This window comes from Lysobacter alkalisoli (genome assembly GCF_006547045.1).
Taxonomy (GTDB): Bacteria; Pseudomonadota; Gammaproteobacteria; order Xanthomonadales; family Xanthomonadaceae; genus Marilutibacter; species Marilutibacter alkalisoli.
On the sequence record NZ_CP041242.1, the window covers coordinates 119548 to 144086 of the forward strand.

A 24539-nucleotide genomic window follows, 5' to 3' on the forward strand; every position below is an offset into this window, starting at 1 on the left:
AGCGGCGCCGGTCCTTTCGCACACTCCCTCCCCCGACCGTGCGGAAGGGCCGGCAGGCCCGCGATTCGTGCAACACCTTCTTCCGCATGCGGGAGAGGGGAACCCATTGCCAGGAAATCCCCCATGGACTTCTCCAAGTTCTTCATCGACCGGCCGATCTTCGCCGCGGTGCTGTCGATCATCATCTTCGCGGTCGGCCTGATCGCGATCCCGATCCTGCCGATGAGCGAGTACCCGAATGTCGCGCCGCCATCGGTGATGGTGCGCACCGTGTACCCGGGCGCGAACCCCAAGGTGATCGCCGAGACCGTGGCGACGCCGCTGGAGGAAGCGATCAACGGCGTCGAGGACATGATGTACGTCAAGTCGGTCGCCGGCTCCGATGGCGTGCTGCAACTCACCGTGACCTTCCGTCCGGGCACCGATCCGGACGACGCCGCGGTCAAGGTGCAGAACCGCGTCGCCCAGGCGCAGGCGCGACTGCCCGAAGACGTGCGCCGGCAGGGCGTGACCGTGCAGAAGCAGTCGCCGACCTTCCTGATGGTGGTGCACCTGACCTCGCCCGAGGGCAAGTACGACCTGCTGTACCTGCGCAACTACGCCCGCCTGCACGTCAAGGATTCGCTGGCGCGGATCCGCGGCGTCGGCGACGCGCAGATCTTCGGCGGCGGCGACTACGCGATGCGCGCCTGGCTCGACCCCGACGCGATCGCCTCGCGCGGGCTCACCGCCGGCGACGTGGTGCGGGCGATGCGCGAGCAGAACGTTCAGGTATCGGCCGGCCAGCTCGGCGCCGAACCGATGCCCGACAGTCGCTTCCTGACCCTGATCAACGCCCAGGGCCGGCTCGCCACCGAGGAGGAGTTCGGCGACATCGTGGTCAAGAGCGGCGGCGACGGCGAGCTGGTGCGCCTGCGCGACGTCGCCCGCCTGGAGCTGGGCGCGAGCGACTACACCCTGCGCTCGCAACTCGACGGCAACGAGGCGGTCGCGATCGGCGTGTTCGAAGCGCCGGGCGCGAATGCGCTGCAGATCCGCGACGAGGTGATCGCGACCATGGACGAGCTCGCCACCCGCTTCCCGGAAGGCATCGAGTACCGGTCGATCTACGACACCACGGTGTTCGTGCGCGACTCGATCAAGTCGGTGATCAAGACCCTGTTCGAGGCGGTGCTGCTGGTCGCGCTGGTGGTGATCCTGTTTCTGCAGACCTGGCGCGCCTCGCTGATCCCGCTGCTGGCGGTGCCGGTGTCGGTGGTCGGTACCTTCGCCGTGCTGTACCTGCTCGGCTACTCGATCAACACGCTGACGCTGTTCGGCCTGGTGCTGGCGATCGGCATCGTGGTCGACGACGCCATCGTGGTGGTGGAGAACGTCGAGCGCCATATCGAGGACGGCGCGACCCCGCTGGAAGCCGCGCACATGGCAATGAAGGAAGTCTCCGGACCGATCATCGCGATCGGCCTGGTGCTGTGTGCGGTGTTCGTACCGATGGCGTTCCTGACCGGTGTGACCGGCGACTTCTATCGCCAGTTCGCGGTCACCATCGCGATCTCGACGGTGATCTCGACGATCAACTCGCTGACCCTGTCGCCGGCGCTGGCGGCGATGCTGCTCAAGCCGCACGATGCACCCAAGGACCGCCTCGGCCGCCTGATCGATCGCCTGTTCGGCCGCGTGTTCCGCCCGTTCAACCGCTTCTTCGGGCGCAGTTCGGACAGGTACCAGAAGAGCGTCGCGCGCTCGCTGGGCCGTCGCGGCGGTGTGTTCGCGGTGTACGCCGGGCTGCTGCTGGCGACCGGGCTGATGTTCCAATGGGTGCCGGCCGGCTTCATCCCGGTGCAGGACAAGATGTACCTGATGGCCGGCGTCAACCTGCCTGCGGGCGCGTCGTTGTCGCGCACCAATGAGCTGTTGGACAAGGTCGCCGAGATCGCGATGGAAGACGAAGACGTCATCCACACCGTGCCCTTCCCCGGCCTGAACCCGCTGCAGTTCACCAACACGCCCAACTGGGGCGTGGCGTTCCTGACCCTCAAGCCGTTCGGCGAACGCAAGCGCACGGCCGAGCAGATCAACGCGGATATCAACCAGAAGATCGCCGGTTTGCAGGAAGGCCTCACGTTCTCGTTCATGCCGCCGCCGATCCAGGGCCTGGGCAATGGCTCGGGTTACCAGCTGTTCGTCCAGGACCGTGCCGGACTCGGCTACGGCGCGCTGCAGGAGGCGGTCAACGCGTTCCAGGGCGCGGTGGCGCAGACCCCGGGGATGGGCTTCCCGATCACCAGCTACCAGGCCAACGTGCCGCAGCTCGATGCGATCGTCGACCGCACCAAGGCCAAGGCCCAGGGCGTGCAGCTGACCGAACTGTTCGACACCCTGCAGACCTACCTGGGTTCGGCCTACGTCAACGACTTCAACCAGTTCGGACGCACCTGGCAGGTGATCGCCCAGGCCGATGCGCCGTTCCGCGACAGCGTCGAGGACATCGCCAACCTGCGGACCCGCAACGACCGCGGCGAGATGGTGCCGATCGGTTCGATGGTCAGCGTCCGTGAGACCTTCGGTCCCGACCCGGTGCTGCGCTACAACGGCTACCCGGCCGCCGACCTGGCCGGCGAATCCGATCCGCGCGTGCTGTCGTCGGCGCAGGCGATGGACCGGCTGACCGAGATGGGCGCCGCGGTGCTGCCCAACGGCATGAGCTTCGAATGGACCGACCTGAGCTTCCAGCAGGCCAACCAGAGCAAGGCCGCGCTCATCATCTTCCCGCTCGCGGTGATGCTGGTGTTCCTGGTGCTGGCCGCGCTGTACGAGAGCTGGACGCTGCCGCTGGCGATCATCCTGATCGTGCCGATGTGCATGCTGTCGGCGATGCTCGGCGTGTGGGCAACCGGCGGCGACAACAACATCTTCGTCCAGGTCGGACTGGTGGTGCTGATCGCGCTGGCGTGCAAGAACGCGATCCTGATCGTCGAGTTCGCCCGCGAGCTGGAGCAGCAGGGCATGGGCATCGTGGAGGCCGCGCTGGAAGCCTGCCGCCTGCGCCTGCGCCCGATCATCATGACCTCGATCACCTTCACCGCCGCGGTGGTGCCGCTGGTGCTGGCCGGCGGCGCCGGTGCCGAGGTGAGGCAGGCGCTGGGCATCGCGGTGTTCTTCGGCATGCTCGGGGTGACCGCGTTCGGCCTGTTCCTGACCCCGGTGTTCTATGTCGCCCTGCGCAAGTGGGCCGAGCGCGGCAAGACGCGCGAGCCTGCGGCATTGCCCCATGGCGACGACGTGGAGACTTCCCATGCCTGAGTTCAATGCAGCAATCACGCGGGCCCGGCCGCTCGTAGCGAACCTGTTCACCGCGAGCCTGCTGGCCAGCGCCCTGGCCGCCTGTGCGGTCGGCCCCGACCACGTGAGGCCGATCCTGCCAGTGCCGGACAGCTTCGGCGCGGCTGTTGATGCCACTGCCGGTGCCGACGCGGCCGTCGACGTACGGCCGACTCCGGACGCCAACGCCCCGTTCTGGGACGACTTCGACGATCCGGTCCTGAGTCGCCTGGTCGACGAGGCGCTGGTCGCCAACCACGACCTGCGCATCGCGCTGGCCAACTACGACCGGGCCAACGCGCTGCTGCGCGGGTCGAAGTTCGACCGTTGGCCGACCATCACCGCCAGCGGCACGGCCGCCGAATCGCGCAGCAGCGCCGACCAGATGCCGGGCGTGCCGCGCGGCGATCGCGACGTCGAGTCGTACGAGGCGGGCGTCAATGCCAGCTGGGAGCTGGACGTGTTCGGCCGGGTCCGGCGCAGCGTCGAATCCAGCCGCGCCGAAGCCGCCGCTACAGCGGCCGACCTGCAGGCATTGCAGGTCGCGATCGTCGGCGAGGTCGTCGGCGGTTATGTCGAGCTGCGCGGTCTGCAGGCGCGTCTGCAGGTGGCGCGCGAGAATGCCGACAACCAGCGCGACACCCTGCGACTGGTCGATGCGCGGCTGCAGGCCGGGCGCGGCACCGAGTTCGACACCGCCCGCGCCCGCGCGCAGCTGGAAGGCACGCTGGCCCGGGTCCCGGCGCTTGAGGCGGCCGAGGCGGTCAGCATGCACCGGCTGGCCGTGCTGACCGGGCGCACTCCGGAAACATTGCTGTCGGAACTGTCGAAGGCACAGCCGTTGCCGGCATTGCCGGAGCGCTTCGACCCGGGCACGCCCGGCGAGCTGTTGCGACGCCGGCCCGACGTGCTCGCTGCCGAACAGCGCCTGCACGCGGCGACCGCGCGGATCGGCGTCGCTACCGCCGACCTGTTCCCGCGCTTCACCCTCGCCGGGCTGATCGGCAGCCAGGCGATCGACACCAGCGCCCTGTTCGAACGCGCCAGCGAGACCCGTCTGGTCGCGCTCGGCATCGACTGGTCGTTCCTCGACATCGGCCGGGTGCGTGCCCGCATCGCCGCCGCCGATGCCACGGCCGAAGGCGAGCTCGCGCGCTACCAGCAGACCGTGCTGCGCGCGCTGGAGGACACCAGCAACGCACTGGTCCGCTACGCCCGTGCCCGCGAAGAGGATGCCCACCTGGCCCGGGCCGCCGAAGACAGCGCGCGCGCCGCCGGACTGGCGCGGGTGCGCTACGAGGCCGGTGCCACCGATCTGTTCGAGGTCCTCGATGCCGAGCGCAGCCAGCTGCAGGCACAGGACGCGCTGGCCGACGCCCGCACCCGCAGCGTCAATGGCGCGGTCGGCGTGTACCGAGCGCTGGCCGGCGGCTGGCCGTCCCGGCAACCGTTGCGTGAGGGCATCGCCGGACGCGACTGATGCCCGCACCGGCAAGAGCGGCATTGGATGGCTTTCGTGCTCGTCGGAGCGCGGTCCACTGACGGCCTGTGCTAGCGTGCGGGCCAACCGCATGCTCTCTCTGGCTGATGCTTTTCAGCCCGGAAGGTTCGCGACATCGCGGCCCTCATTGCCGCAGGAATCATCCCGGACTCATAACGTTGCCGCCGACCCCTGGAAGTCCGCCCGCATCCGCAACCCCGGCCGCCTCCGGCGTCGTGACGGGCCGGGCGGCCCCGTGGTTGCGGCATGCGGCGGGTGGGCAGCAGCGCATCGAGGCCCATCTTTCGGGATTCCAGTTCGCGCCCCATCGCCACGACACCTATGCCGTGGCGCTGACCCTGGAGGGCGTGCAGTGCTTCGACTACCGCGGCACCGCGCGCCATTCGCTTCCGGGTGGCGTGGTCGTGATCCACCCGGACGAGCGCCACGATGGCCGGCCCGGCACCAGCGACGGCTTCCGTTATCGCTCCATCCACATCGAGCCTGCCCGGATCCAGCGGATGCTCGGTGGCAGCGGGCTTCCGTTCATCGCCGGGGGCACTTCGACCGATCCGCGCCTGATCGGCCCGGTACGGGCGCTGCTGGCAGACTACCGGCGACCGCTCGACGAGCTGGAACTCGACGACGCGCTGTACGACCTCTCCACTTCGCTCGACGCGCTGTCGATGCCGCGACGCCGGACCAGGCCCATCGACCACTGCGCCGCCGAGCGGGCACGCGGATACATGCTCGAGCACTGGAGCAGCGACGTGTCCCTGGCCTGTCTCGAAAGGGCGAGCGGGCGCGACCGCTGGAAGCTGTCGCGGGACTTCCGCGCGCTGTTCGGCACCAGTCCCTACCGCTACCTGCTCATGCGCAGGCTCGAACGCGCGCGGGACATGCTGGCCGACGGCCACGGGCCGGCCGAGGTCGCTGCGGCCTGTTGCTTCGCGGACCAGAGCCATCTCACCCGCCACTTCCGCAACGCCTTCGGGGTCACACCGGGGAAGTGGGCGCGTCCTGCCTGAGGACGGGCGCGCAGCACGCACGATCGTTCTATCGCCTGGTCGGGGCCGGGGCGAGAATGCCGTCCTCCACCCGCGCTGACGCGCAATGAGCCCACGATGACAGACAAGCCCTTCTCGCCCGCAGCGATCGCCGGGCGGCATCCGGTCCTCGTGTTCATCGTCCTCGCCTTCGCCATCACCTGGTCGGTGTGGTTCTGCGTGCCGTGGATCGCCGGACCAGACTGGGCCCTCGGCAAGATCGTCACCGGCCTGGCCTTCGGGCCTGCGCTGGCCGTGATCCTCATGGATCGCTGGCGCGGCACCGGCGCCACCCTGGGCAACAGGACCTGGTGGATGCGCTTCTTCCCGGTGTTCGCGATCGTCGCCACCATCGATGTCTCCATCCTGCTGACCGGCGACGCCACCACCGCGGCCGCGTTCGCCGTCGCGCAGCCGCCGGGCCTGTCGCCGCTGGGCATCGCCAGCGCGCTGGCCGCCGCCGCGGTGGCCGGTTTCATCGTGGCCTCGCTTGCGGGCAGCCGGTCGCCGCAGCTGTCGTCCGTGTTCCGCTGGCGCGTTCCGTTGCGCTGGTGGCTGGCGGCGCTGTTCCTTCCGGCCGCCTGGATGTTGCTGGGCGTGCTGATCGCATGGCTGACCGGCTCGCCGATCGAGTCCGCCAGCGGGGGATTGCCGCTGTCGGTGTGGGGCCTGTTCGTGCTGCGCTCGATCCTGTTCACCCTGCTGGTCGTCGCGGTCGGCGAGGAAGCGGGCTGGCGCGGCTGGATGCTGCCGGAGCTGCAGAAACGCATGAGTCCGCTGGCGAGTACCGTATTGATCGGGATCGTGTGGGGGCTCTGGCACTACCCGCTGTTCGTCAACGGCCAGTATCCCGAAGACCCGCAGATGGTGTTCGCCAAAGTGGGCGTGTGCGTGCTGCTCGGCATCCTGTTCACCTGGCTCTACAACCGCAGCGGCGGCAACCTGCTGCTGGCGGTGGTCCTGCACACGGCATTGAACAACACGGTGCGCGTGGTTCCGTTCACCGAGCATGCCGGGCTCGGCATGATTGCCCTGCTGCTGGCGTTGGTGTTCATCGACCGGATGTGGCGTCGACGCGGACAGGGCCCGATCGGGAGCAGCCTGACCGAACCCTCGGACATCGAACCTTCCCGTCCAGGCTGAAGCACGGCGTCGGTGTGCCGCCCCTGCCTCACGGCCGCGGGCACCGATGCCCGTTCCGCCGCTAGACTGTCGGCTCTGACCGGAGGAGATCGCGGATGCGGATCGTGCTGGCCCTGCTGCTGGCGTTCGCCGCCGTCGGCAGCGTATTGCCGGCTTGTGCGCAGGCGCAGCCGGCGCCGGTATTGAAGGTCGAGCTGCTGCTGACCGAGCAGGCGCTCGCGATGCCGCCAGCGCGTGCGCCGGTGCAGCAGCGTGCGCTTGCGGAGGGCGATGCGCCGGCACGGATCCTGTTGCCCCGGCGCGAGGCCGGCTACTGGCTGCGACTCACGAGCACCGGATCGCTCGAGCCCGGTTCGCGGCAGGTTCTGGTGCTGCGCGGCGCGCAGAACCTCGGTGTGGTGACCTTTCACCCGCCGTCGGCGCCGCCGGTGACGGTCGGGCAGGGCGTCCACGGCGAATCGGCGCTGTTGCGGCGCGGCTGGCAGTTGCCCCTGCCCAATGGCTGGCCCGCTGCCGCAGTGGCCTACTTGCATGTGGAAGGACATGCCGGCCAGGCTGTGCGGATCGGCTTCACCCACGCCGATGAGCTGATCCTGCGCGAACGTGCCGACGCCCGTCTCGCCACCGCCGCGGTCACCGTGCTGGTGCTGGTCGCGATCTTCATGTTCGGACTGTGGCTGGCGTTGCGCGACCTGCTCTACCTCAGTTTCGCCGCCTATCTGGCCTGCGCCTCGGCGTACTCGCTGCTGCTGTCCGGCGACGCCGCCGAGATACGCGCCCTGGCCTGGATGGCGACGGACAGCATGCTCGCGCGGCACGCTTTCGGGACCCTGGCGATCACCCTGCAACTGGTTTTCGCCGCGCGTTTCCTCGAGCTCGGCCGGCTGCTGCCGCGCGCATCCCGGACGATCAGCGCCATGGTCTGGCTGTTCTTCGGCCTGTTGGCCGTGCTGTTGGTCGGGCGCGAGCACGTGATCGGCTGGTATCCGCGCGTGGTACAGATGCTGCTACTGGTGTTGATGCCGGTAGGCATCGTCGTGGCGATCCTGGCCTGGCGCAAGGGCGCGGCCCATGCCGGCTATTTCCTGCTCGGATGGACGCCGCTGCTGGCGGTCGTCGCGCTGATGTCCGGACACCAGCTCGGCCTGGTCGACGCGCCGTGGGTCGAGCGCGTGCTGCCGTTGTGTGCGGTGCTGCAATCCGGGGTGTTGGCGCTGGCACTGGGCCAGCACGCCGCCAACCGTCATCGCATCACCCTGCTGGCACGGCAGTCGAACGAACGCGACACGATCACCGGTGCGCTCAATCGCCAGGCTCTCGAACGCATGCTGGCGGCGTGGAGCCAGATGGGCCACCTCGGCAGCAGTGGGTACGCGGTGCTGCTGATCGACCTCGACAACTTCAAGGAGGTCAACAACCGCCACGGCTACGTGGTCGGCGATACCGTGATGCAGCACGTGTACACGCGCCTGCACGGGCTTGTGCGACCGGACGATACCGTGGCACGGATGGAGTCGGACCTGTTCGCGGTGGTCAGCGAATGCAGTCGCGGCGATGGCGAACGGCTGGCCCAGCGCGTGGTCGACGGTTTCCAGCAGCGGCCGTTCACCATCGACGGCCAGGACATCGCGGTCAGCGTCAGCATCGGCCTGGCGATGTCGCGCCGCGGCGAGGACGTGGATGCGCTGCTGCGCCGCGCCGGCGAGGCGCTGGCCGGAGTACGGATCGCCGGCCCCGGCAGCATCGGCGTTTCCTCCGGGCCGGAATCGGGCGGATCGAGGCGGCGGCCGGGTGTGGCGGCCGGATAGGCAGCCGGTCTGTGTCCGTGCCGCCGATGGCGTTGGCCACCACGGGAAGGCGTCGAAACGGCAGCTGAACCCCGGCGCATGAATGTGCGCGCGATCATTGCGATGCGTTGCGTGTGTGGCAAGGTTCGAACCAGCGCGCCGTCGAACGCGTGCGGTGAAAACAAACAGTGGCACATTGGCGGAGCCGGTCGCGGCTCCGTTCTTGTTTTCGCGGTACCCGTGCGCGAAGCGGGATGCGTGGAGTAGGATGCCCTTCCTGTTTCCCGCATCCAGAAGCGCACCATGGCCGATCCAAGCAAGCCGTCCCGAGAGGAGGCCGAAGCCGCCGTCCGCACCCTGCTGCGCTGGGCCGGCGACGATCCCGATCGTGAGGGCCTGCTCGATACGCCCACGCGGGTGGCCAAGGCCTATCGCGACTGGTTCAGCGGCTACAGCGAGGACCCGGCCGACTACCTCAAGCGCACCTTCGAGGAGGTCGAGGGCTACGACGAGATGATCGTGCTGCGCGACATCGAGTTCGAGAGCCACTGCGAGCACCACATGGCGCCGATCATCGGCAAGGCTCACGTCGGCTATCTGCCCGACGGCAAGGTGGTCGGGATCAGCAAGCTCGCGCGCGTTGTCGAGACCTACGCGCGACGGCTGCAGGTGCAGGAGAAGATGACCGCGCAGATCGCGCAGGTGATCCAGGACGTGCTGCAGCCGCGCGGGGTCGGCGTGGTGGTGATCGGCGCGCACGAATGCATGACCACCCGCGGGGTGCACAAGCGCGGGGTCAGCATGATCACCTCGACCATGCTCGGCAGCTTCCGCGAGGACGCCCGCACCCGCGCCGAATTCCTGCGCTTCATCGAGGCCAGCCCGGGGCGGTGAACTTCATGGTCCTCCCCCTCAGGGGGAGGGTTGGGTGGGGGTGGGTTTTCCCTGGACAGATCTGCGTGGGAAGCCCGTGGCCATGGCTTTGCGGGACACGCCGTAAACCCCCGCTTCGCGGGTCCGGCCCTCCGGCATAGCCTCCGGGCGTTCGGCAGCGCGCGAAGCAGTGCTTCGCAAACGCGTTGCCTCACCCATGGGGGCTCTTCCGAAACATCCATGTTTCGTAGGATCCCGCAAAGCCATGGCCACGGGCTTCTGGAAAGTTGGCTGGCGCGCATGGAAAAGGCGCAATGCGTAGCCCGGGTAAGCGGAGCGCACCCGGGGCTGGACGGGTCAGGTTCTGTAGCCCGGGTAAGCGAAGCGCACCCGGGGCCGGAAGGTTCAGGATTGCTGCACCGATCCGACAACGACCCCGCCAACCTCCCGCATCTGCGCCACCGTCACCTGCAGGTGCGGGGCAATGCGCAGCTGGCCGTGGCGGCGGGTGAATACCGCGCCGGCTTCGGTCAGCGCCTTGGCTACCGCATCCAGCCGTTCCGCGGGCGGGCGCAGGCCGAGCAGGTGCGGGGCGTGGTTGGGCGTGATCCAGTCGTCCAGGCCGTGTTCGCGCAGTACCGTATCGAAGGCGGCAGTGCGTGCCTGCAGTGCATCGCGCAGGTTCTCGATGCCCCACGCGTGCAGTTGCTCCAGTGCCGCGGCGGCCATCGCAAGCTTTTCCGCATGGGCGATTCCGCCGGCATCGAATCGACGTGCACCGGGCCGATATCGCGGCGGCCGCAGCGGCGAGGCCATCGCCGCGTCGTGTTCGCGGGCGAACCAGGTCTGTTCCAGCGGCTCGCCGTGTTCGCGCCAGTGCGGCGATGCCCACAGGTAGGCCAGCCCGTAGCTGCCGAGCATCCACTTGTGGCCGACGCTGATCACGAACGCCGGCCGCCAGCGTTCGATCGCGGTCGGCAGCGCGCCCAGGCTCTGGCTCAGGTCGAGGACCAGCGCGGCACCGCGCGCATGTGCGCATGCAGCGATGCGATCCAGGTCGAGCAGGGTGCCGTCGTGCCAGTACGCGTGCGGCAGGGCGAGGATACGGATGCCGGGGTCGTCATCGAGTGCTGCGAGCACCGCATTGGTCCAGTCGTGCGCATGCGAGGAATGCTCGTACCCGCGCTGGACGTGGACCATGCGTGCACCGGTTTCCGCGCAGCGTTGCTGCCACGGCAGCAGGTTGGACGGGAATTGGCCGGCCAGCACCAGCACCGCCTCGTCGCGTGAGAGCGGCAGGTTGCGCGCGGCCAGCGACAATCCGTAGCCGGCCGACGGCACCATCGCGACCGCGTCGGCATCGCCGTCGAAGAAACCTGCAACGAGTGTACGTACATGCTCGATCGAGGCGATCCATTCTTCCTCGCCAAGCCGCCACGGCGCGATGCCGGCCGCCACTGCCGTCTCGGCCGCGGCCTGCACGCTGCGCAGGCGCGGACCATGTGAGGCGGCATTCAGGTACAGCGTGCCGGGCGGGGTCGCGAACAGCGCGGCCAGTGCGATGTCGTCCAGATCGGAAGGCATGATGGGAGAAGTACTCCACGGGCATGAAAAGGTGAGACGCAACTTCGTCATGTCCGCCGGCAGGGCATGACGGCGCAGGCATGACCGCACGATGATCAGGGAATCCATGTTCCGGCGATCGCGACATCCTGCCACCGTTGCGTCAGCAGCGTGATGATCGTTGCATGGGCCGTCACTGTCGATGGAGTAAGCTTCGTGCCGATGACGGCAACCACTGCCACGTCCATGCAGGCGTTCCAGACGCACTCCGGCATGCCTGCTGCGGACACAGAAGCCGCCCTGGCCGAACGCTATCGGCAGGTGCGCGCGCGCAGCACCGCGCTGGCCACACCGCTCTCGGCCGAGGATGCGATGGTGCAGAGCATGGCGGACGCGAGTCCGGCCAAATGGCATCTCGCCCACACCACCTGGTTCTTCGAACAGTTCGTGCTCGGCGCGCGGGCCGGCTACCGGCCGGTCAACGCCGACTGGCACTATCTGTTCAACAGCTACTACCAGAGCGTCGGGCCGATGCATGCACGACCGCAACGCGGGTTGCTGACGCGGCCGTCGCTGGCCGAGGTACTCGCCTATCGCGAGGAGGTCGACTCGCGGATGGCGCGCGCGTTCGAGGCCGGCGATTTCGATGGGCCCCTGCAGCAGGCCATCCTGCTGGGCACCCATCACGAACAACAGCACCAGGAACTGCTGTTGACCGACATCAAGCATGCGCTGTGGTGCAATCCGTTGCGTCCGGCGTATCGTGACGACCTTGCCGGAACCACCGGTGAAGCCACGCCGCAACGCTGGATCGAATTCGACGAGGCCATCCATGTGCTGGGCGCCGAACCATGGCCCGCACACGAAACCTTCGCCTACGACAACGAGTCGCCGCGCCACCGTGCGCTGGTGCCGGCGCATGCGCTGGCCTCACGTCCGGTCAGCAATGGTGAGTACCGTGCCTTCATCGACGATGGCGGTTATCGCAACCCGGCCCTGTGGATGAGCGAGGGCTGGGCGCGGGTGCAGACCGAAGGCTGGTGCGCGCCGCTGTACTGGGAAGACGACCTTGAACGCCACTTCACCCTCGCCGGCATGGGTGCGATCGATCCGCACGCGCCGGTCTGCCACCTGAGCTATTACGAGGCCGATGCCTACGCGCGCTGGGTCGGCGCACGGCTGCCGACCGAGGCCGAATGGGAAAGCGCGGCCGCCGCGCTGCTGGTCGAGGGCGGCCTGGCCGACGACGCGGTGCTGCAACCGCGCGCCGCCAGCGACGGCCCCGGCCTGCGGCAGATGTTCGGCGATGTCTGGGAGTGGACCTCGACCGCCTACGGTCCGTATCCGGGCTTCCGGCCGCTGCCGGGTTCGCTCGGCGAATACAACGGCAAGTTCATGTGCGGGCAGTGGGTGTTGCGCGGCGGCAGCTGCGTGACGCCGCGCGACCACATCCGCGCGAGCTACCGCAATTTCTTCTATCCGCCCGACCGTTGGCAGTTCTCCGGCCTGCGGCTGGCGCGGGACATGTGATGGACGCGACACGATGAATGCACTTGCGGCCACGAAGGCCCGGCTCACCGACCTCCACCCGAGCCCGGACGACATCCTCGGCGATGCCCTCGCCGGGTTGTCGCAGGCACCGAAGCGGCTGTCATCGAAGTACTTCTACGATGAAACCGGCTCGAAGCTGTTCGAGGACATCACCCGCCAGCCCGAGTACTACCTCACGCGCGTGGAGATGGCGTTGCTCGACGCGCGACTGGACGCGATCGCCGATACGGTCGGGCCGGAGCTGCACGTGGTCGAGTACGGCAGCGGCAGCGGGCGCAAGACCGAACGCCTGCTCGAAAGCCTGCACGATCCGGTCGCCTACACCCCGATCGAGATCTCGCGCACGATGCTGCTGGCCAGCACCGCGCGGCTGGCGGAACGCTTCCCCGCGATCGAGATGCTGCCGGTCTGCGCCGACTTCACCCAGCCGGTGCCGTTGCCCGAGCCCGAGGCGGGGCATGGCGTGCACCGGACCCTGGTGTTCTTCCCCGGCTCGACCCTCGGCAACTTCACCCGTAACGAAGCCGTGCACCTGCTGCGCTCGATGCGCGCGACGATGGGCGCGCAGGGCCAGGCGCTGGTCGGCATCGATCTGGACAAGGATCCGGCGATCATCGAGGCCGCCTACAACGATGCCGCAGGCGTCACCGCCGCGTTCACCCATAACCTGCTGGTTCGACTGAACCGCGAGATCGGCAGCGACTTCGACCTCGATGGCTTCGAACATCGCGCGGTCTACGCACGCGAGCGCGGTCGCATCGAGACCTTCCTGGTCAGCCGCCGCGCGCAGGACGTGACCGTCGATGGTCGCGTGTTCCATTTCGCCGAAGGCGAGGCAATGAACGTCGAATACAGCCACAAGTACACCGAAGCCGGATTCGCCGCTCTGGTGGCCGAGGCCGGCCTGAAGGTCGTGCGCCGCTGGAACGACCCGCGCGACTGGTTCGGCCTGCGCCTGCTGCAGCCGGCCTGAACCCGTATCGAGGACGCGACGATGGCCAAAGAACCCGAACCGCCCGCGCGTTACGACGACCTGCGCGCATTGTTCCTCAACTGCACGCTCAAGCCCTCGGGCCTGGATTCGCACACCGAGCGACTGATCGAGGTTGCGGCCGGCGTCATGCGCAAGCAGCGCGTGAAGGTCGATATCGTCCGTCCCGTGGACCTGGACCTCGCCCCGGGCGTGCAGCCCGACATGACCGGGCACGGCTTCGCGCGTGACGATTGGCCCGATCTGTGCGGCAAGGTGATGGCGGCCGACATCCTGGTGCTGTGCACGCCGATCTGGCTCGGCGAGGAGAGCTCGGTGTGCCGGCGGGTGATCGAGCGGCTGTACGCCGAGTCCGGCAAGCTCAACGACAAGGGGCAGTACGTCTATTACGGCCGCGTCGGCGGATGCCTGGTCACCGGCAACGAGGATGGGATCAAGCACTGCGCGATGACGGTGCTGTACGCGTTGCAGCACCTGGGCTACACGATCCCGCCGCAGGCCGACGCCGGCTGGATCGGCGAGGCCGGTCCGGGGCCCTCGTACGGCGACGATGGCGTCGGTTACGACAACGACTTCACCCAGCGCAACACCACGTTCATGGCCTGGAACCTGATGCATTTCGCGCGGATGCTCAAGGACGCCGGCGGTATCCCGGCGCATGGCAACCAGCGCGACCAGTGGGACGCCGGCTGCCGTTTCGATCATCCGAACCCGGAATACCGCTGAGGGCCTTCGCGGGCCACCGCCCGCGTGCGCCAACCCCGGTACGGCCAAAGGCCGCATCCGGGAAGCGGGTCATGCCGCGGCGGCGTCCGCCACCGATCTGCGTTCACCGTTGCGAAGCAGCTTCGCGATCCCGGCGGCGGCCTCGCGGCCCTCGAACGCGGCGGTGACGACCAGGTCGGCGCCGCGCACCGCATCGCCGCCTGCGAATATCCGCGGATGAGCGGTCTGGTACGGATGGTTGCCATGCTCGCCGGACGTGCGGATCCGGCCGTCGGGTTCCAGCTCCACGCCGTGCGTGGCCAGCCATTCCGGCGCATCCGGACGGAAGCCGAAGGCGATGATGACCACGTCGGCGTCGAGCACCGATTCGCTGCCTTCGATGATCTCGGCGCGGCGGCGGCCCTTTTCGTCGGGTTCGCCCAGCCGGGTTTCCGCCACGCGCACGCCGGTGACCGCGTCGGTGCCGAGCAGGCCCAGCGGCTGGCGGTTGAACAGGAACTGCACGCCTTCCTCGCGCGCGTTGGACACCTCGCGCGCGGAGCCGGGCATGTTGGCCTCGTCGCGACGATAGGCGCAGGTGACCTGCGTGGCGCCGAGCCGGACCGCGCTGCGCACGCAGTCCATGCCGGTGTCGCCGCCGCCGAGCACGACCACGCGCCGACCCTTGAGGTCGGGCAGCTGCATCTGGTCTTCCCAGCCCGCGATCGGCTTTCCGTCCGGTTGCAGGCCGCTGACGATACGGCCGTTCTGCACCAGGAACGGCAGCGCCGGCAGCACGCCCCTGAGGTCCTGGCCGGGCAGTCCGCCATCGGTATAGCGGTAGCTGCCGAGGCCGAGGAAGACCGCGTCGTACTCGGCCAGCAGCGTGTCGAGGGTGACGTCGCGGCCGACCTCGACGCCGAGCCGGAACTTCACCCCCATGCCTTCGAGGATCTCGCGGCGGGTCTGCACGATCGCCTTGTCGAGCTTGAAGCTCGGGATGCCGAACTGCAGCAGGCCGCCGATCTGTTCGTAGCGGTCGAACACGGTGGCCTCGATGCCGGCGTGGGCGAGGCGGTCGGCGCAGGACAGTCCGGCCGGGCCGGCACCGATCACCGCCACGCGCGCGCCGGTCGGCTTGACCTTCGACATGTCGGGCGTCCAGCCCTCGGCGATCGCGCGGTCGCTGATGTACTTCTCGACCGCGCCGATGGTGACCGCGCCGAAGCCGTCGTTGAGGGTGCAGCTGCCCTCGCACAGCCGGTCCTGGGGACAGACCCGGCCGCAGATTTCCGGCAGCGGGTTGGTCTCGTGGGCGAGCGCGGCGGCCTCGTGGATGCGGCCCTCGCGGGCCAGTTCCAGCCAGCGCGGGATGTAGTTGTGCAGCGGGCACTTCCAGCTGCAGTACGGGTTGCCGCAGTCCAGGCAGCGCGCGGACTGGTGGCGCGCGGCGTCCTCGCCGAACTGGCCGTACAGCTCGCCCCAGTCGCCGCCCTGGCGCAGCGCCAGCGGGATGCGCCTGGGCATCTCGCGCGGCAGCTCGAGGAACTCGAACACGTTCTTCGAGGATGAGTTCTTCCCGGCCATCACGCGGCCCTCCTGAGATTCTCGGCCAGCGATTCGAGGCTTGCAGCCTTCGGCTTGACCAGCCAGAACTTGCCCACGTAGTCGCGCATCTCGTCGAGGATGCGGCGTGCGCGCAGGCTGCCGGTGTGGGTGGCGTGCGCCTCCAGCAGTTCGCGCAGGTGCGAGCGGTAGTGCTCGAAGCCGTCGCCGGCGATGCGCACGATGTCGATCAGTTCGTGGTTGTAGCGGTCGACGAAGTCGCGCTCGATGTCGAGCACGTAGGCCATGCCGCCGGTGAAGCCGGCACCGAAGTTGATGCCGGTGCGGCCGAGCACCGCGACCACGCCGCCGGTCATGTATTCGCAGCAATGGTCGCCGGCGCCCTCGATCACCGCGGTGGCACCGGAATTGCGTACCGCGAAGCGCTCGCCGGCGCGGCCGGCCGCGTACAGCTCGCCACCGGTGGCGCCGTACAGGCAGGTGTTGCCGAGGATCGGCGTCTCGTGCGCGGCCCAGCGCGCCTCCACCGGCGGGCGCAGCACGATGCGACCGCCGGCCATGCCCTTGCCGACGTAGTCGTTGGCCTCGCCAACCAACTCGTGGTGCAGGCCGCCGGCATTGAACGCACCGAAGCTCTGCCCGGCGGTGCCGGTAAAGCGCAGGATGATCGGTGCATCGCTCATCCCCCGGTCGCCGTGGTGGCGGGCGATCGTGCCCGACAGCCGCGTGCCGATGCTGCGGTCGGTGTTGATGATCGGATATTCGAACGTGCCGCCGCGCTTGTTCGCGATGACGTCGGCGAGCTCGACATCGAGGCGCGCCGCCAGGCCATCCGCGGGCTGCACCAGCGCAGGCGCACCGCACCCGCCCGACCCGTAGCCCGGGTAAGGCGAAGCCGCACCCGGGGCATGCGACCGATGTTCCCGGGTGCGACCTTCGGTCTTACCCGGGCTACGGACATCGACGAGCAGGGACGACAGGTCGAGCCGGCGGCCATGCGCGCCTTCGCGCTCGACCTGCTCGAGCAGGTCGACGCGGCCGACGATCTCGCCGAGCGTGCGCGCGCCGAGCTTCGACAGGTATTCGCGCACCTCCTCCGACAGCAGGCGGAAGAAGTTCTCGACCCGCTCGGGCAGGCCGGTGAAGTGCGCGCTGCGCAGGCGCTCGTCCTGGGTGGCGACGCCGGTCGCGCAGTTGTTGAGGTGGCAGATGCGCAGGTACTTGCAGCCCAGCGCGATCATCGGCGCGGTGCCGAAGCCGAAGCTCTCCGCGCCGAGCAGCGCCGCCTTGACCACGTCGAGGCCGGTCTTCAGGCCGCCATCGGTCTGCAGGATCACGCGCTCGCGCAGGTTGTTGGACACCAGCGCCTGGCGCGCCTCCGACAGGCCGATCTCCCACGGCGTGCCGGCGTAGCGGATCGACGACAGCGGGCTGGCGCCGGTGCCGCCGTCGTGGCCGGAGATGGTGATCAGGTCGGCGCCGGCCTTGGCCACGCCCGCCGCGATCGTGCCCACGCCCGCGTGCGAGACCAGCTTCACCGACACCAGTGCCTGCGGATTGACCTGCTTGAGGTCGAAGATCAGCTGCGCGAGGTCCTCGATCGAATAGATGTCGTGGTGCGGCGGTGGCGAGATCAGGCCGATGCCCGGGGTCGCGTAGCGCAGGCGGGCGATCAGTTCGTTGACCTTGTGGCCGGGCAGCTGGCCGCCCTCGCCGGGTTTCGCGCCCTGGGCGACCTTGATCTGCAGCACCTCGGCGTTGACCAAGTAGTGCGGGGTCACGCCGAAGCGGCCGGAGGCGATCTGCTTGATCTTCGAGGTCTTCCCGGTGCCGTAGCGGACCGGATCCTCGCCGCCCTCGCCGGAGTTGCTGCGGCCGCCGAGCCGGTTCATCGCGATCGCCAGCGCCTCGTGCGCCTCCGGCGACAACGCGCCCAGGCTGATCGCGGCGGTGTCGAAGCGGTGCACCATCGCCGACACCGGTTCGACCTCGTCCAGCGGTACCGGCGTCATGCCCCCGGTGCGCAGCGAAAGCAGGTCGCGCAGCGCCGCGGTCGGGCGGTTGTTGACGGTGTCGGCGTAGCGCTGCCAGTCGGCGGGTTCGCTGGTCAGCACCGCGCGCTGCAGGTCCATCACCACGTCGGGGTTGTACTGGTGGTACTCGCCGCCCGGGGTGAACTTGAGCAGGCCGCCGATCGACGGCAACGCATTCTCGTTCCAGGCGTGGTTGGCAAGCGATTGCGCGTCGGCCTGCAGGGTGGCGAAACCGGCGCCGCCGATGCGCGCGGCGCTGCCGTCGAAGCACAGCGCGACCACCTCGCGGTCGAGGCCGATGATCTCGAACAGCTGCGCGCCACGGTAGCTGCCGACGGTGGCGATGCCCATCTTGGAGATGATCTTGAGCAGGCCCTTCTTGATCCCGCGTCGATAGCTGCGGCCGATCTGCGCGACCTCGCCGTGCTTGGTCTTGAGGATGCCGCGTGCGGCCAGGTCGTGCAGGGTCTGGTAGGCGAGATACGGATACACCGCGGTCGCGCCGAAGCCGATCAGGCAGGCGAAGTGGTGCGAATCGCGCGCGGTGCCGGTCTCGACGATGAGATTGACCTCGCAGCGCAGGCCGGTGCGGACCAGGTGCTGGTGCACCGCGCCGGTCGCGAGCAGGGCATGCGCCATCAGCTTGTCCGGCTGCGGATGGCGGTCGGTCAGGATCAACATGGTCCGGCCGGCACGGGCGGCCGCTTCGGACTCGGCGCAGATGCGCTGCAGCGCGGCCTCCAGCCCTTCGTCGGCATCGAAGCCGAGGTCGATGAAGCGGTGCGCGGTGTCGTAGGGCGGCATCGCCACCAGCTGCCGGATCTTGCGCTGCGACATGATCGGCGAGTTCAGCAGCACGTGGGCGACGTTGTCCGGGCCGTCGACGAAGATGTTGCCCTCGCGCCCGAGCTGGGTCGCCAGCGACATCACGCAGTCTTCGCGCAGCGGATCGATCGGCGGGTTGGTGACCTGGGCGAAGGCCTGGCGGAAGCAGTCGTACAGCGGCCGCACCTGCTGGCTGATCGCCGCCATCGGGACGTCGTCGCCCATCGAGCCGGTTGCTTCCTGCTCGGTCTCGGCAAGCGGGCGCAGCACCTGCTCGCGCTCCTCGCGGGTCAGCTGGAACAGTTTCTGGAACGTGGCCAGGGTGTTCGCGTCGAACGGCTCGGCGGTGGTGCTCGGGTCGATCAGTTCGTTCTGCAGGTAGGTCATGCCCTGCTTGAGCCAGCGCTTGTACGGCGCGCGCGCGCGGTTGATGCGGTCGATCGCATCGCTGTCGAGCAGCTCGCCGGCCTGCAGGTCGACCGCGATCATCTCGCCCGGGCCGAGCTTGCCCTTGGCCTCGGTGTCGGCGGCGGGCAGGTCCCAGACACCGGCCTCGGAGGCGATCATGAAATGGCGGTCGCGGCTGAGCACCCAGCGCGCCGGGCGCAGGCCGTTGCGGTCCAAGGTGCAGGCGGCGTAGCGCGCGTCGCAGGTCACAATGCCGGCCGGGCCGTCCCACGGCTCGGTGTTGAGTGCGTAGTACTCGTAGAACGCGGCGAGGTCGGCGTCCTTGTATTCAAGGGATTGAGTCGCGGGCGGGACCAGGATCCGCATCGCCTTGACCAGGTCCATGCCGCCGGCCAGCAGCAGTTCGAGCATCCCGTCCAGGCTCTGCGAATCGGAGCCGCGCATCTCGATCACCGGATCGAACTCGCGCGGGTCCAGGGTCGGCGTGCGCCACACGTGCGCGCGCGCCTGCGCCCAGGCGCGGTTGCCGGCGATGGTGTTGATCTCGCCGTTGTGGGCGAGCAGCCGGAACGGCTGTGCCAGCGGCCAGCGCGGGTTGGTATTGGTGGAGAAGCGCTGGTGGAACACGACCGCACTGCTGGTCAGGTCGGCGCGCTGCAGGTCCGGGTAGAACGTCGACAGGTGCTTGGGCAGCACCATGCCCTTGTAACCGATGGTGGTGGCCGACAGGGTCACCGCGTAGACGTCGGCGAACGCTTCGCCCTGCGCGCGCAGGCGCTGCTCGGCGCGGCGGCGGGCGAGGTAGAGCGCGTGCTGGAACGCGGACGGGTCGGGACGCTCGCCGTCGATGTCGACCGCCGGCACCACGAACAGCTGCTCGATCCGCGGCAGCGACTGCTTGGCCAGTTCGCCGCAGACCGAATCGTCGACCGGCACCACGCGCCAGCCGGCGATCGCGAGCTTCACCTCGCGCAGCGCGCCGGCGAATGCCTCGCGCGCCTGGGCGGCGGCGGCCCCGTCGTGCGGCAGGAACACCAGGCCGGCGGCATAACGCTGGCCGAGCGCGATGCCGGCCTCGCTGGCGAGCGCGCGCAGGAACGCATCGGGCTGGCGCAGCAACACGCCGCAGCCGTCGCCGGACAGGCCGTCGGCGGCGACTCCACCGCGATGGGTCATCCGGTCCAGCGCCTCCAGCGCGCGATCCACCACCGCCCGTGCCGGTTTGTCGTCGAGTTGCGCGATCAGGCCGAAACCACAGGCATCGCGCTCGTCGCGCGGATCGTACAGGCCCGTCGAAGGCGCCAGGGTGGAATGGACGGATTGTTGCGCAGGGTCGGGTTGTCGCACAGGACGAAACTCCGTGGTGGCGTTGCCGGATGGCTCGAAAGACGGGGACGGAACAGCGCGGTTCGCTTGCGCGATCCGGCCGGCCTTGGAGCCAAGGGTCTCCCGACTAAAGCACAGATTGTGCGCTGCCGCAAATGGTATTGTTCCAGCGTAAATAGTTGAAATTGAAACTGTTTTGTTTCTTCGCCTGCCGCCGGGATGGCGGCTTCGGATGATCCCCGTGGACGGGCTCACGGCGTGTCCCGGTTCCTGGTCGTCGAACCGCTAGACTTTGCGCTCCCCCGCCGCCCTCCGGCACCGCATGACCGACACCGACCCCACCTCGGGCGCCTCCATCTCCGGCGTACGCCGCCGCGCCGCGCTGGCCTTCATCTTTGTCGTCGTCCTGATCGACATCCTGGCGTTCGGGCTGATCATCCCGGTGCTGCCGCACCTGATCGAGGACTTCGCCGGCGGCGAAACCGCGCATGCGGCGTACTGGGTGGCGACCTTCGGTTTCGTGTTCGCGGCGATCCAGTTCGTCTGCTCGCCGATCCAGGGCACGCTGTCGGATCGTTTCGGGCGGCGGCCGGTGATCCTGCTGTCGTGCCTCGGGCTCGGGCTCGACTTCGTGTTCATGGCGCTGGCGCCGACCCTGGCGTGGTTGCTGGTCGGGCGGATCATCTCCGGCATCACCTCGGCCAGTTTCACCACCGCCAATGCCTATGTCGCCGACGTGGTGCCGCCGGACCAGCGCGCGAAGAGCTACGGCATGCTCGGCGCCGCGTTCGGCATCGGCTTCGTGGTCGGACCGCTGCTCGGCGGCTGGCTCGGCGACATCGACCTGCGGCTTCCGTTCTGGTTCGCCGCCGGGCTGGCCCTGCTCAACTTCCTGTATGGCTGGTTCGTGCTGCCCGAGTCGCTGCCGAAGGAAAAGCGCAGTGCTCGCTTCGACTGGTCGCACGCCAACCCGGTCGGTTCGATCGGGCTGCTGCGGCGCTACCCGCAGGTGTTCGGGCTGGCGGCGGTGGTGTTCCTCGCCAACCTCGCGCACTACGTCTATCCGAGCGTATTCGTGCTGTTCGCCGACTACCGCTTCGGCTGGGGCCCGCGCGAGGTCGGCTGGGTGCTGGCCGCGGTCGGCGTGTGCAGCATCGTCGTCAACGCGGTGCTGGTTGGCCGGGTCGTGCGCTGGCTCGGCGAGCGCCGTACCCTGCTGCTCGGCTTGAGCTGCGGCGTGGCCGGCTTCGTGGTCTATGGGCTGGCCGGCAATGGCTGGGTGTGGCTGCTTGGCCTGCCGGTCAGTGCGTTGTGGGCGCTGGCGGCACCGGCCACCCAGGCACTGATCACGCGCGAGGTCGGGCCGGAAGTACAGGGCCGTATCCAGGGCGCGCTGATGAGTCTGGTGTCGATGGCCGGCATCGTCGGGCCGGTGCTGTTCGCCGGCAGTTTCGGCTTCTTCATCAGCGATGCCGCGCCCGCGCACCTGCCGGGTGTGCCGTGGCTGATCGCGGCGGTGCTGCTCGGCAGCGCGGTCGGCATTGCCTGGTGGAAGGCGCCACGCGGGGTGGCCGCGCCGGCGGCCGAGCGCGCGGAAGCGGCTGCGGCCAAGGTCCGTTGACCGGGCACAGGCGGACGATTCGGCGCATCCCTGCGCCTCACCTTCGCTCCGTGAAGGACGGCAGCGCCTTTCCGCGCGCGGCTCGTCGTTCCGTGATGGACGGGCGGTTGCGCGTCCGTTCCACCGTGCCGCCGTCCCTGGCAGCGCATGGCCGGGACCGGGTCCCGTGGCCCCGGCCGAGGCTCAGTTCTTGATCGTCACGTTGTCGATGTAGACGTTGACGTCGTAGCTGGTCTGCGCGCGATACAGCCAGATCGCATCAAGGGTGACGGTGCTGGCGGTGATTGCACCATTGCCGCCGACCCAGGCGTTCCAGTGCGCGCTGTTGGTCAGGTTCCACTCGACATAGGTCCAGGTGTTGGCCGCCAGCGAACGCGTGGTCGAGCGCTCGGTGCCGTCGCTGTCGTCGATGCCGACCGCCACGCTCATGCCGCTGCCGGCTGCGTACACCCAGAAGCCGATGCGGCCGTTGCTGCGGCTGAGCTTGACGTTGTTGGACGGGCTGCCGGAGCCCGACAGCAGCCGGACCGCCCAGTTGGCCGAACTGTTGGGGTTGTCCTTCAGCAGCACCCGCAGCGAGCAGCTGCCGTTGTGGCGGATGGTGCAGTTGCGCGTCGCCGACGAGGCGGTGGAGATGCCGGTGGTGCTGCCGGAGTAGGCCGGGCTGGTGTTGAAGTGGCCGACGCTGCTCTCGAAGCTGTCGAGCACCTTGGTGGTGCCGCCGCTGCCCGGATTGAGCAGGGTGTAGTAGCGCTTCCAGTCCCAGTTGATGCCCGGGTCGGTGTGGGTCTGGCCGCTGAAGTGCTGGTGGCCCTTGATCTTGACACTGGTCGGCAACACGTTGATGCCGCTGCTGGCGGCGCCGTTGTAGGCGGCGCTGCAGCTGATTCCCGAGTACTTGGAGCAGAACGAGCGCACCAGTGCCGACGAGCTGTTGTACATCGCGGTGGTGTACCAGGAGCTGTTGTTGACGTAGCCCTCGTGCTCGATGCCGAGCGTATAGCTGTTGTGGTTGCGCACGTGCCAGCCGGTGTGCGCGTTGCGCACCATCTGGGTGACCTGGCCATCGGAGCTGCGGATCACGTAATGGGCGCTGACGTTGGCCGACGCGTTCTTGAACCAGGAAATGGTGCCGGCGTAGCTGCCCTGGGCGGTGTGGATGGTGACCGCACTGATCGCGGCGCTGCGCGAGGCGGTGTAGTTGGACGAGTGCGCCGGATTCCAGATCGCCGGGCCGTAGTCGGTGCTCATGATGCCGACGTCGCTGCTGGCCTGCAGCCGGTCGCCGTCCGCCGGGGCGGTGCGCTGCAGGGTTTCGCTGACCGGGTCGATCGCGTACTGGTCGGTGATCACGCGATCGCTCTCGACGTCGAGACGGACGAACGGCGCCTTCTGCTGGATCAGCTGGTCGGGCGTGAACGCGCGTTCCCAACGCACCGTGCGCTCGGGCACCACGATGCCGCGGTCGTTGACGCCGCGATCCTGGGCCAGCAGCACGTCATAGGCGAAGCTGGTGCGGGCGAAGTCCTGCACCTCGCCGTCCCCGGTCGCGAACCCGGCATAACGCGCCAGCGCCGGGGCGATCTCGTCCTGTTCCGACTTCGCCCGCGTGCCGCTGGCGCTGATCTGACTGGCGCTGATCTCGCGGTCGAGCAGGGCGGCGGCGGCGAGGATGTTGGTGCGCGGGTCGGCGATCACCTTCGAGGCCGGCACGCCGAGCAGCCGCGCCGCCTCGCCGACCTGGTCGGCGAAGCCTTCGCCGTGGTACAGGCCCATCACGCCGTAGGCGCGCGGCATGTGCAGGTGGCTGCCGCCCTCGTGGTCGGGTTCGGGCTGCAGGTGCATCCAGCGGCTCTGCACGTAGGCGATCGCCTCCAGGGTGCCGGCCGGAATCGACGGATAGCGTGCGTAGGCCTGGCGGAAATAGCCGGGGAACGCAGCGCGTTGCGGCCGCAGGCGCGTTTCCTCCTGCTGCAGGCGAAGGGCCAGCGCGGGGTCGGCGTCGGGTGCGGCGAAGTCGGGGGCGGCTGGCCTGGAAACGTCGGGCCGGGCCGTGGGTGGAGCCGCCGCCGCGGTGGTCGCGATCAGGCCGGCCAGCACGGTGGAAACCAGCCGCGCCGGAGTCATGTGTGGTGTCTTCATCGTCCGTGGTCCTTGACTGTTGAAAGTGGTCTTGTCGATGTTGCCCGGCCACTTCTACCGTCCTCAGGTTTCAGTAACCGCGGACCAGGTCGAAAAATAAAATATTCCTTGTCGGCGCGTGCCCATGCGCCGACGAATGGTGCGTCCGCCGGAGGCGA

At 68.8% G+C, this 24539-nt stretch carries 15 protein-coding genes; 10 read left to right on the forward strand and 5 right to left on the reverse strand.

The genetic code is table 11. From position 1 onward, the window contains the following. The first annotated feature begins 123 nt into the window (after positions 1-123). The 6 genes from FKV23_RS00550 (at position 124) to folE (ending at position 9671) form a co-directional block, all read left to right on the forward strand. The gene (locus tag FKV23_RS00550) at positions 124-3303 is read left to right on the forward strand and encodes an efflux RND transporter permease subunit (RefSeq protein WP_141622111.1); all 3180 of its coding nucleotides are present in this window, start codon (positions 124-126) and stop codon (positions 3301-3303) included. Further along, positions 3296-4801, forward strand: coding sequence for an efflux transporter outer membrane subunit (locus FKV23_RS00555; RefSeq protein ID WP_141622112.1), 1506 nt, complete (start codon positions 3296-3298; stop codon positions 4799-4801). Before FKV23_RS00550 ends, FKV23_RS00555 begins: the two co-directional genes overlap by 8 nt. Before the next feature lie 236 nt (positions 4802-5037). Continuing rightward, a complete protein-coding gene (locus FKV23_RS00560; protein WP_208543207.1) occupies positions 5038-5829 on the forward strand; it encodes an AraC family transcriptional regulator in 792 nt (263 codons plus the stop codon). A 96-nt stretch (positions 5830-5925) separates the two neighbouring features. Further along, positions 5926-6990 carry a CPBP family intramembrane glutamic endopeptidase gene (locus FKV23_RS00565; protein WP_141622114.1) on the forward strand — a complete coding sequence of 355 codons (1065 nt, stop codon included), beginning with the start codon at positions 5926-5928 and terminating at the stop codon, positions 6988-6990. Between the two features lie 95 nt (positions 6991-7085). Beyond that, positions 7086-8798: a sensor domain-containing diguanylate cyclase gene (locus tag FKV23_RS00570; RefSeq protein WP_141622115.1), complete on the forward strand. Its 1713-nt coding sequence runs from the start codon at positions 7086-7088 to the stop codon at positions 8796-8798. Between the two features lie 282 nt (positions 8799-9080). Next, a complete protein-coding gene (gene folE / locus FKV23_RS00575) occupies positions 9081-9671 on the forward strand; it encodes a GTP cyclohydrolase I FolE (protein ID WP_141622116.1) in 591 nt (196 codons plus the stop codon). Positions 9672-10055: 384 nt separating this feature from the next. On the opposite strand, the gene FKV23_RS00580 is transcribed toward folE, so the two are convergent. Together FKV23_RS00580 and FKV23_RS17620 are read right to left on the reverse strand one after the other, a co-directional pair. Then, positions 10056-11234: an aminotransferase class V-fold PLP-dependent enzyme gene (locus FKV23_RS00580; protein ID WP_141622117.1), complete on the reverse strand. Its 1179-nt coding sequence runs from the start codon at positions 11232-11234 to the stop codon at positions 10056-10058. A 95-nt stretch (positions 11235-11329) separates the two neighbouring features. Then, positions 11330-11461, reverse strand: coding sequence for a hypothetical protein (locus FKV23_RS17620; protein WP_279633020.1), 132 nt, complete (start codon positions 11459-11461; stop codon positions 11330-11332). Positions 11462-11486: 25 nt separating this feature from the next. Here FKV23_RS17620 and egtB point away from each other — a divergent pair, with 25 nt between their 5' ends. From egtB to FKV23_RS00595, 3 genes are read left to right on the forward strand one after another with little or no spacing between them, the layout of a single operon-like run. Next, the gene (gene egtB / locus FKV23_RS00585; protein ID WP_244244051.1) at positions 11487-12743 is read left to right on the forward strand and encodes an ergothioneine biosynthesis protein EgtB; all 1257 of its coding nucleotides are present in this window, start codon (positions 11487-11489) and stop codon (positions 12741-12743) included. Positions 12744-12756: 13 nt separating this feature from the next. Further along, on the forward strand, positions 12757-13737 hold the full coding sequence (gene egtD, locus FKV23_RS00590; protein ID WP_141622119.1) for an L-histidine N(alpha)-methyltransferase: 981 nt from the start codon (positions 12757-12759) through the stop codon (positions 13735-13737). Positions 13738-13758: 21 nt separating this feature from the next. After that, positions 13759-14481, forward strand: coding sequence for a flavodoxin family protein (locus FKV23_RS00595; RefSeq protein WP_141622120.1), 723 nt, complete (start codon positions 13759-13761; stop codon positions 14479-14481). Between the two features lie 69 nt (positions 14482-14550). On the opposite strand, the gene FKV23_RS00600 is transcribed toward FKV23_RS00595, so the two are convergent. Continuing rightward, the gene (locus FKV23_RS00600) at positions 14551-16047 is read right to left on the reverse strand and encodes an FAD-dependent oxidoreductase (protein WP_141622121.1); all 1497 of its coding nucleotides are present in this window, start codon (positions 16045-16047) and stop codon (positions 14551-14553) included. Further along, a complete protein-coding gene (gene gltB, locus FKV23_RS00605; protein ID WP_141624959.1) occupies positions 16047-20597 on the reverse strand; it encodes a glutamate synthase large subunit in 4551 nt (1516 codons plus the stop codon). Before gltB ends, FKV23_RS00600 begins: the two co-directional genes overlap by 1 nt. A gap of 343 nt (positions 20598-20940) precedes the next feature. On the opposite strand from gltB, the gene FKV23_RS00610 reads away from it, so the two are divergent. Continuing rightward, complete coding sequence (locus FKV23_RS00610; RefSeq protein ID WP_141622122.1) at positions 20941-22239, forward strand: TCR/Tet family MFS transporter; 1299 nt, start codon at positions 20941-20943, stop codon at positions 22237-22239. Between the two features lie 183 nt (positions 22240-22422). Here the strand turns inward: FKV23_RS00610 and FKV23_RS00615 are convergent, their stop codons facing one another. Continuing rightward, complete coding sequence (locus FKV23_RS00615) at positions 22423-24381, reverse strand: N-acetylmuramoyl-L-alanine amidase (protein WP_208543208.1); 1959 nt, start codon at positions 24379-24381, stop codon at positions 22423-22425. Positions 24382-24539 lie beyond the last annotated feature (158 nt).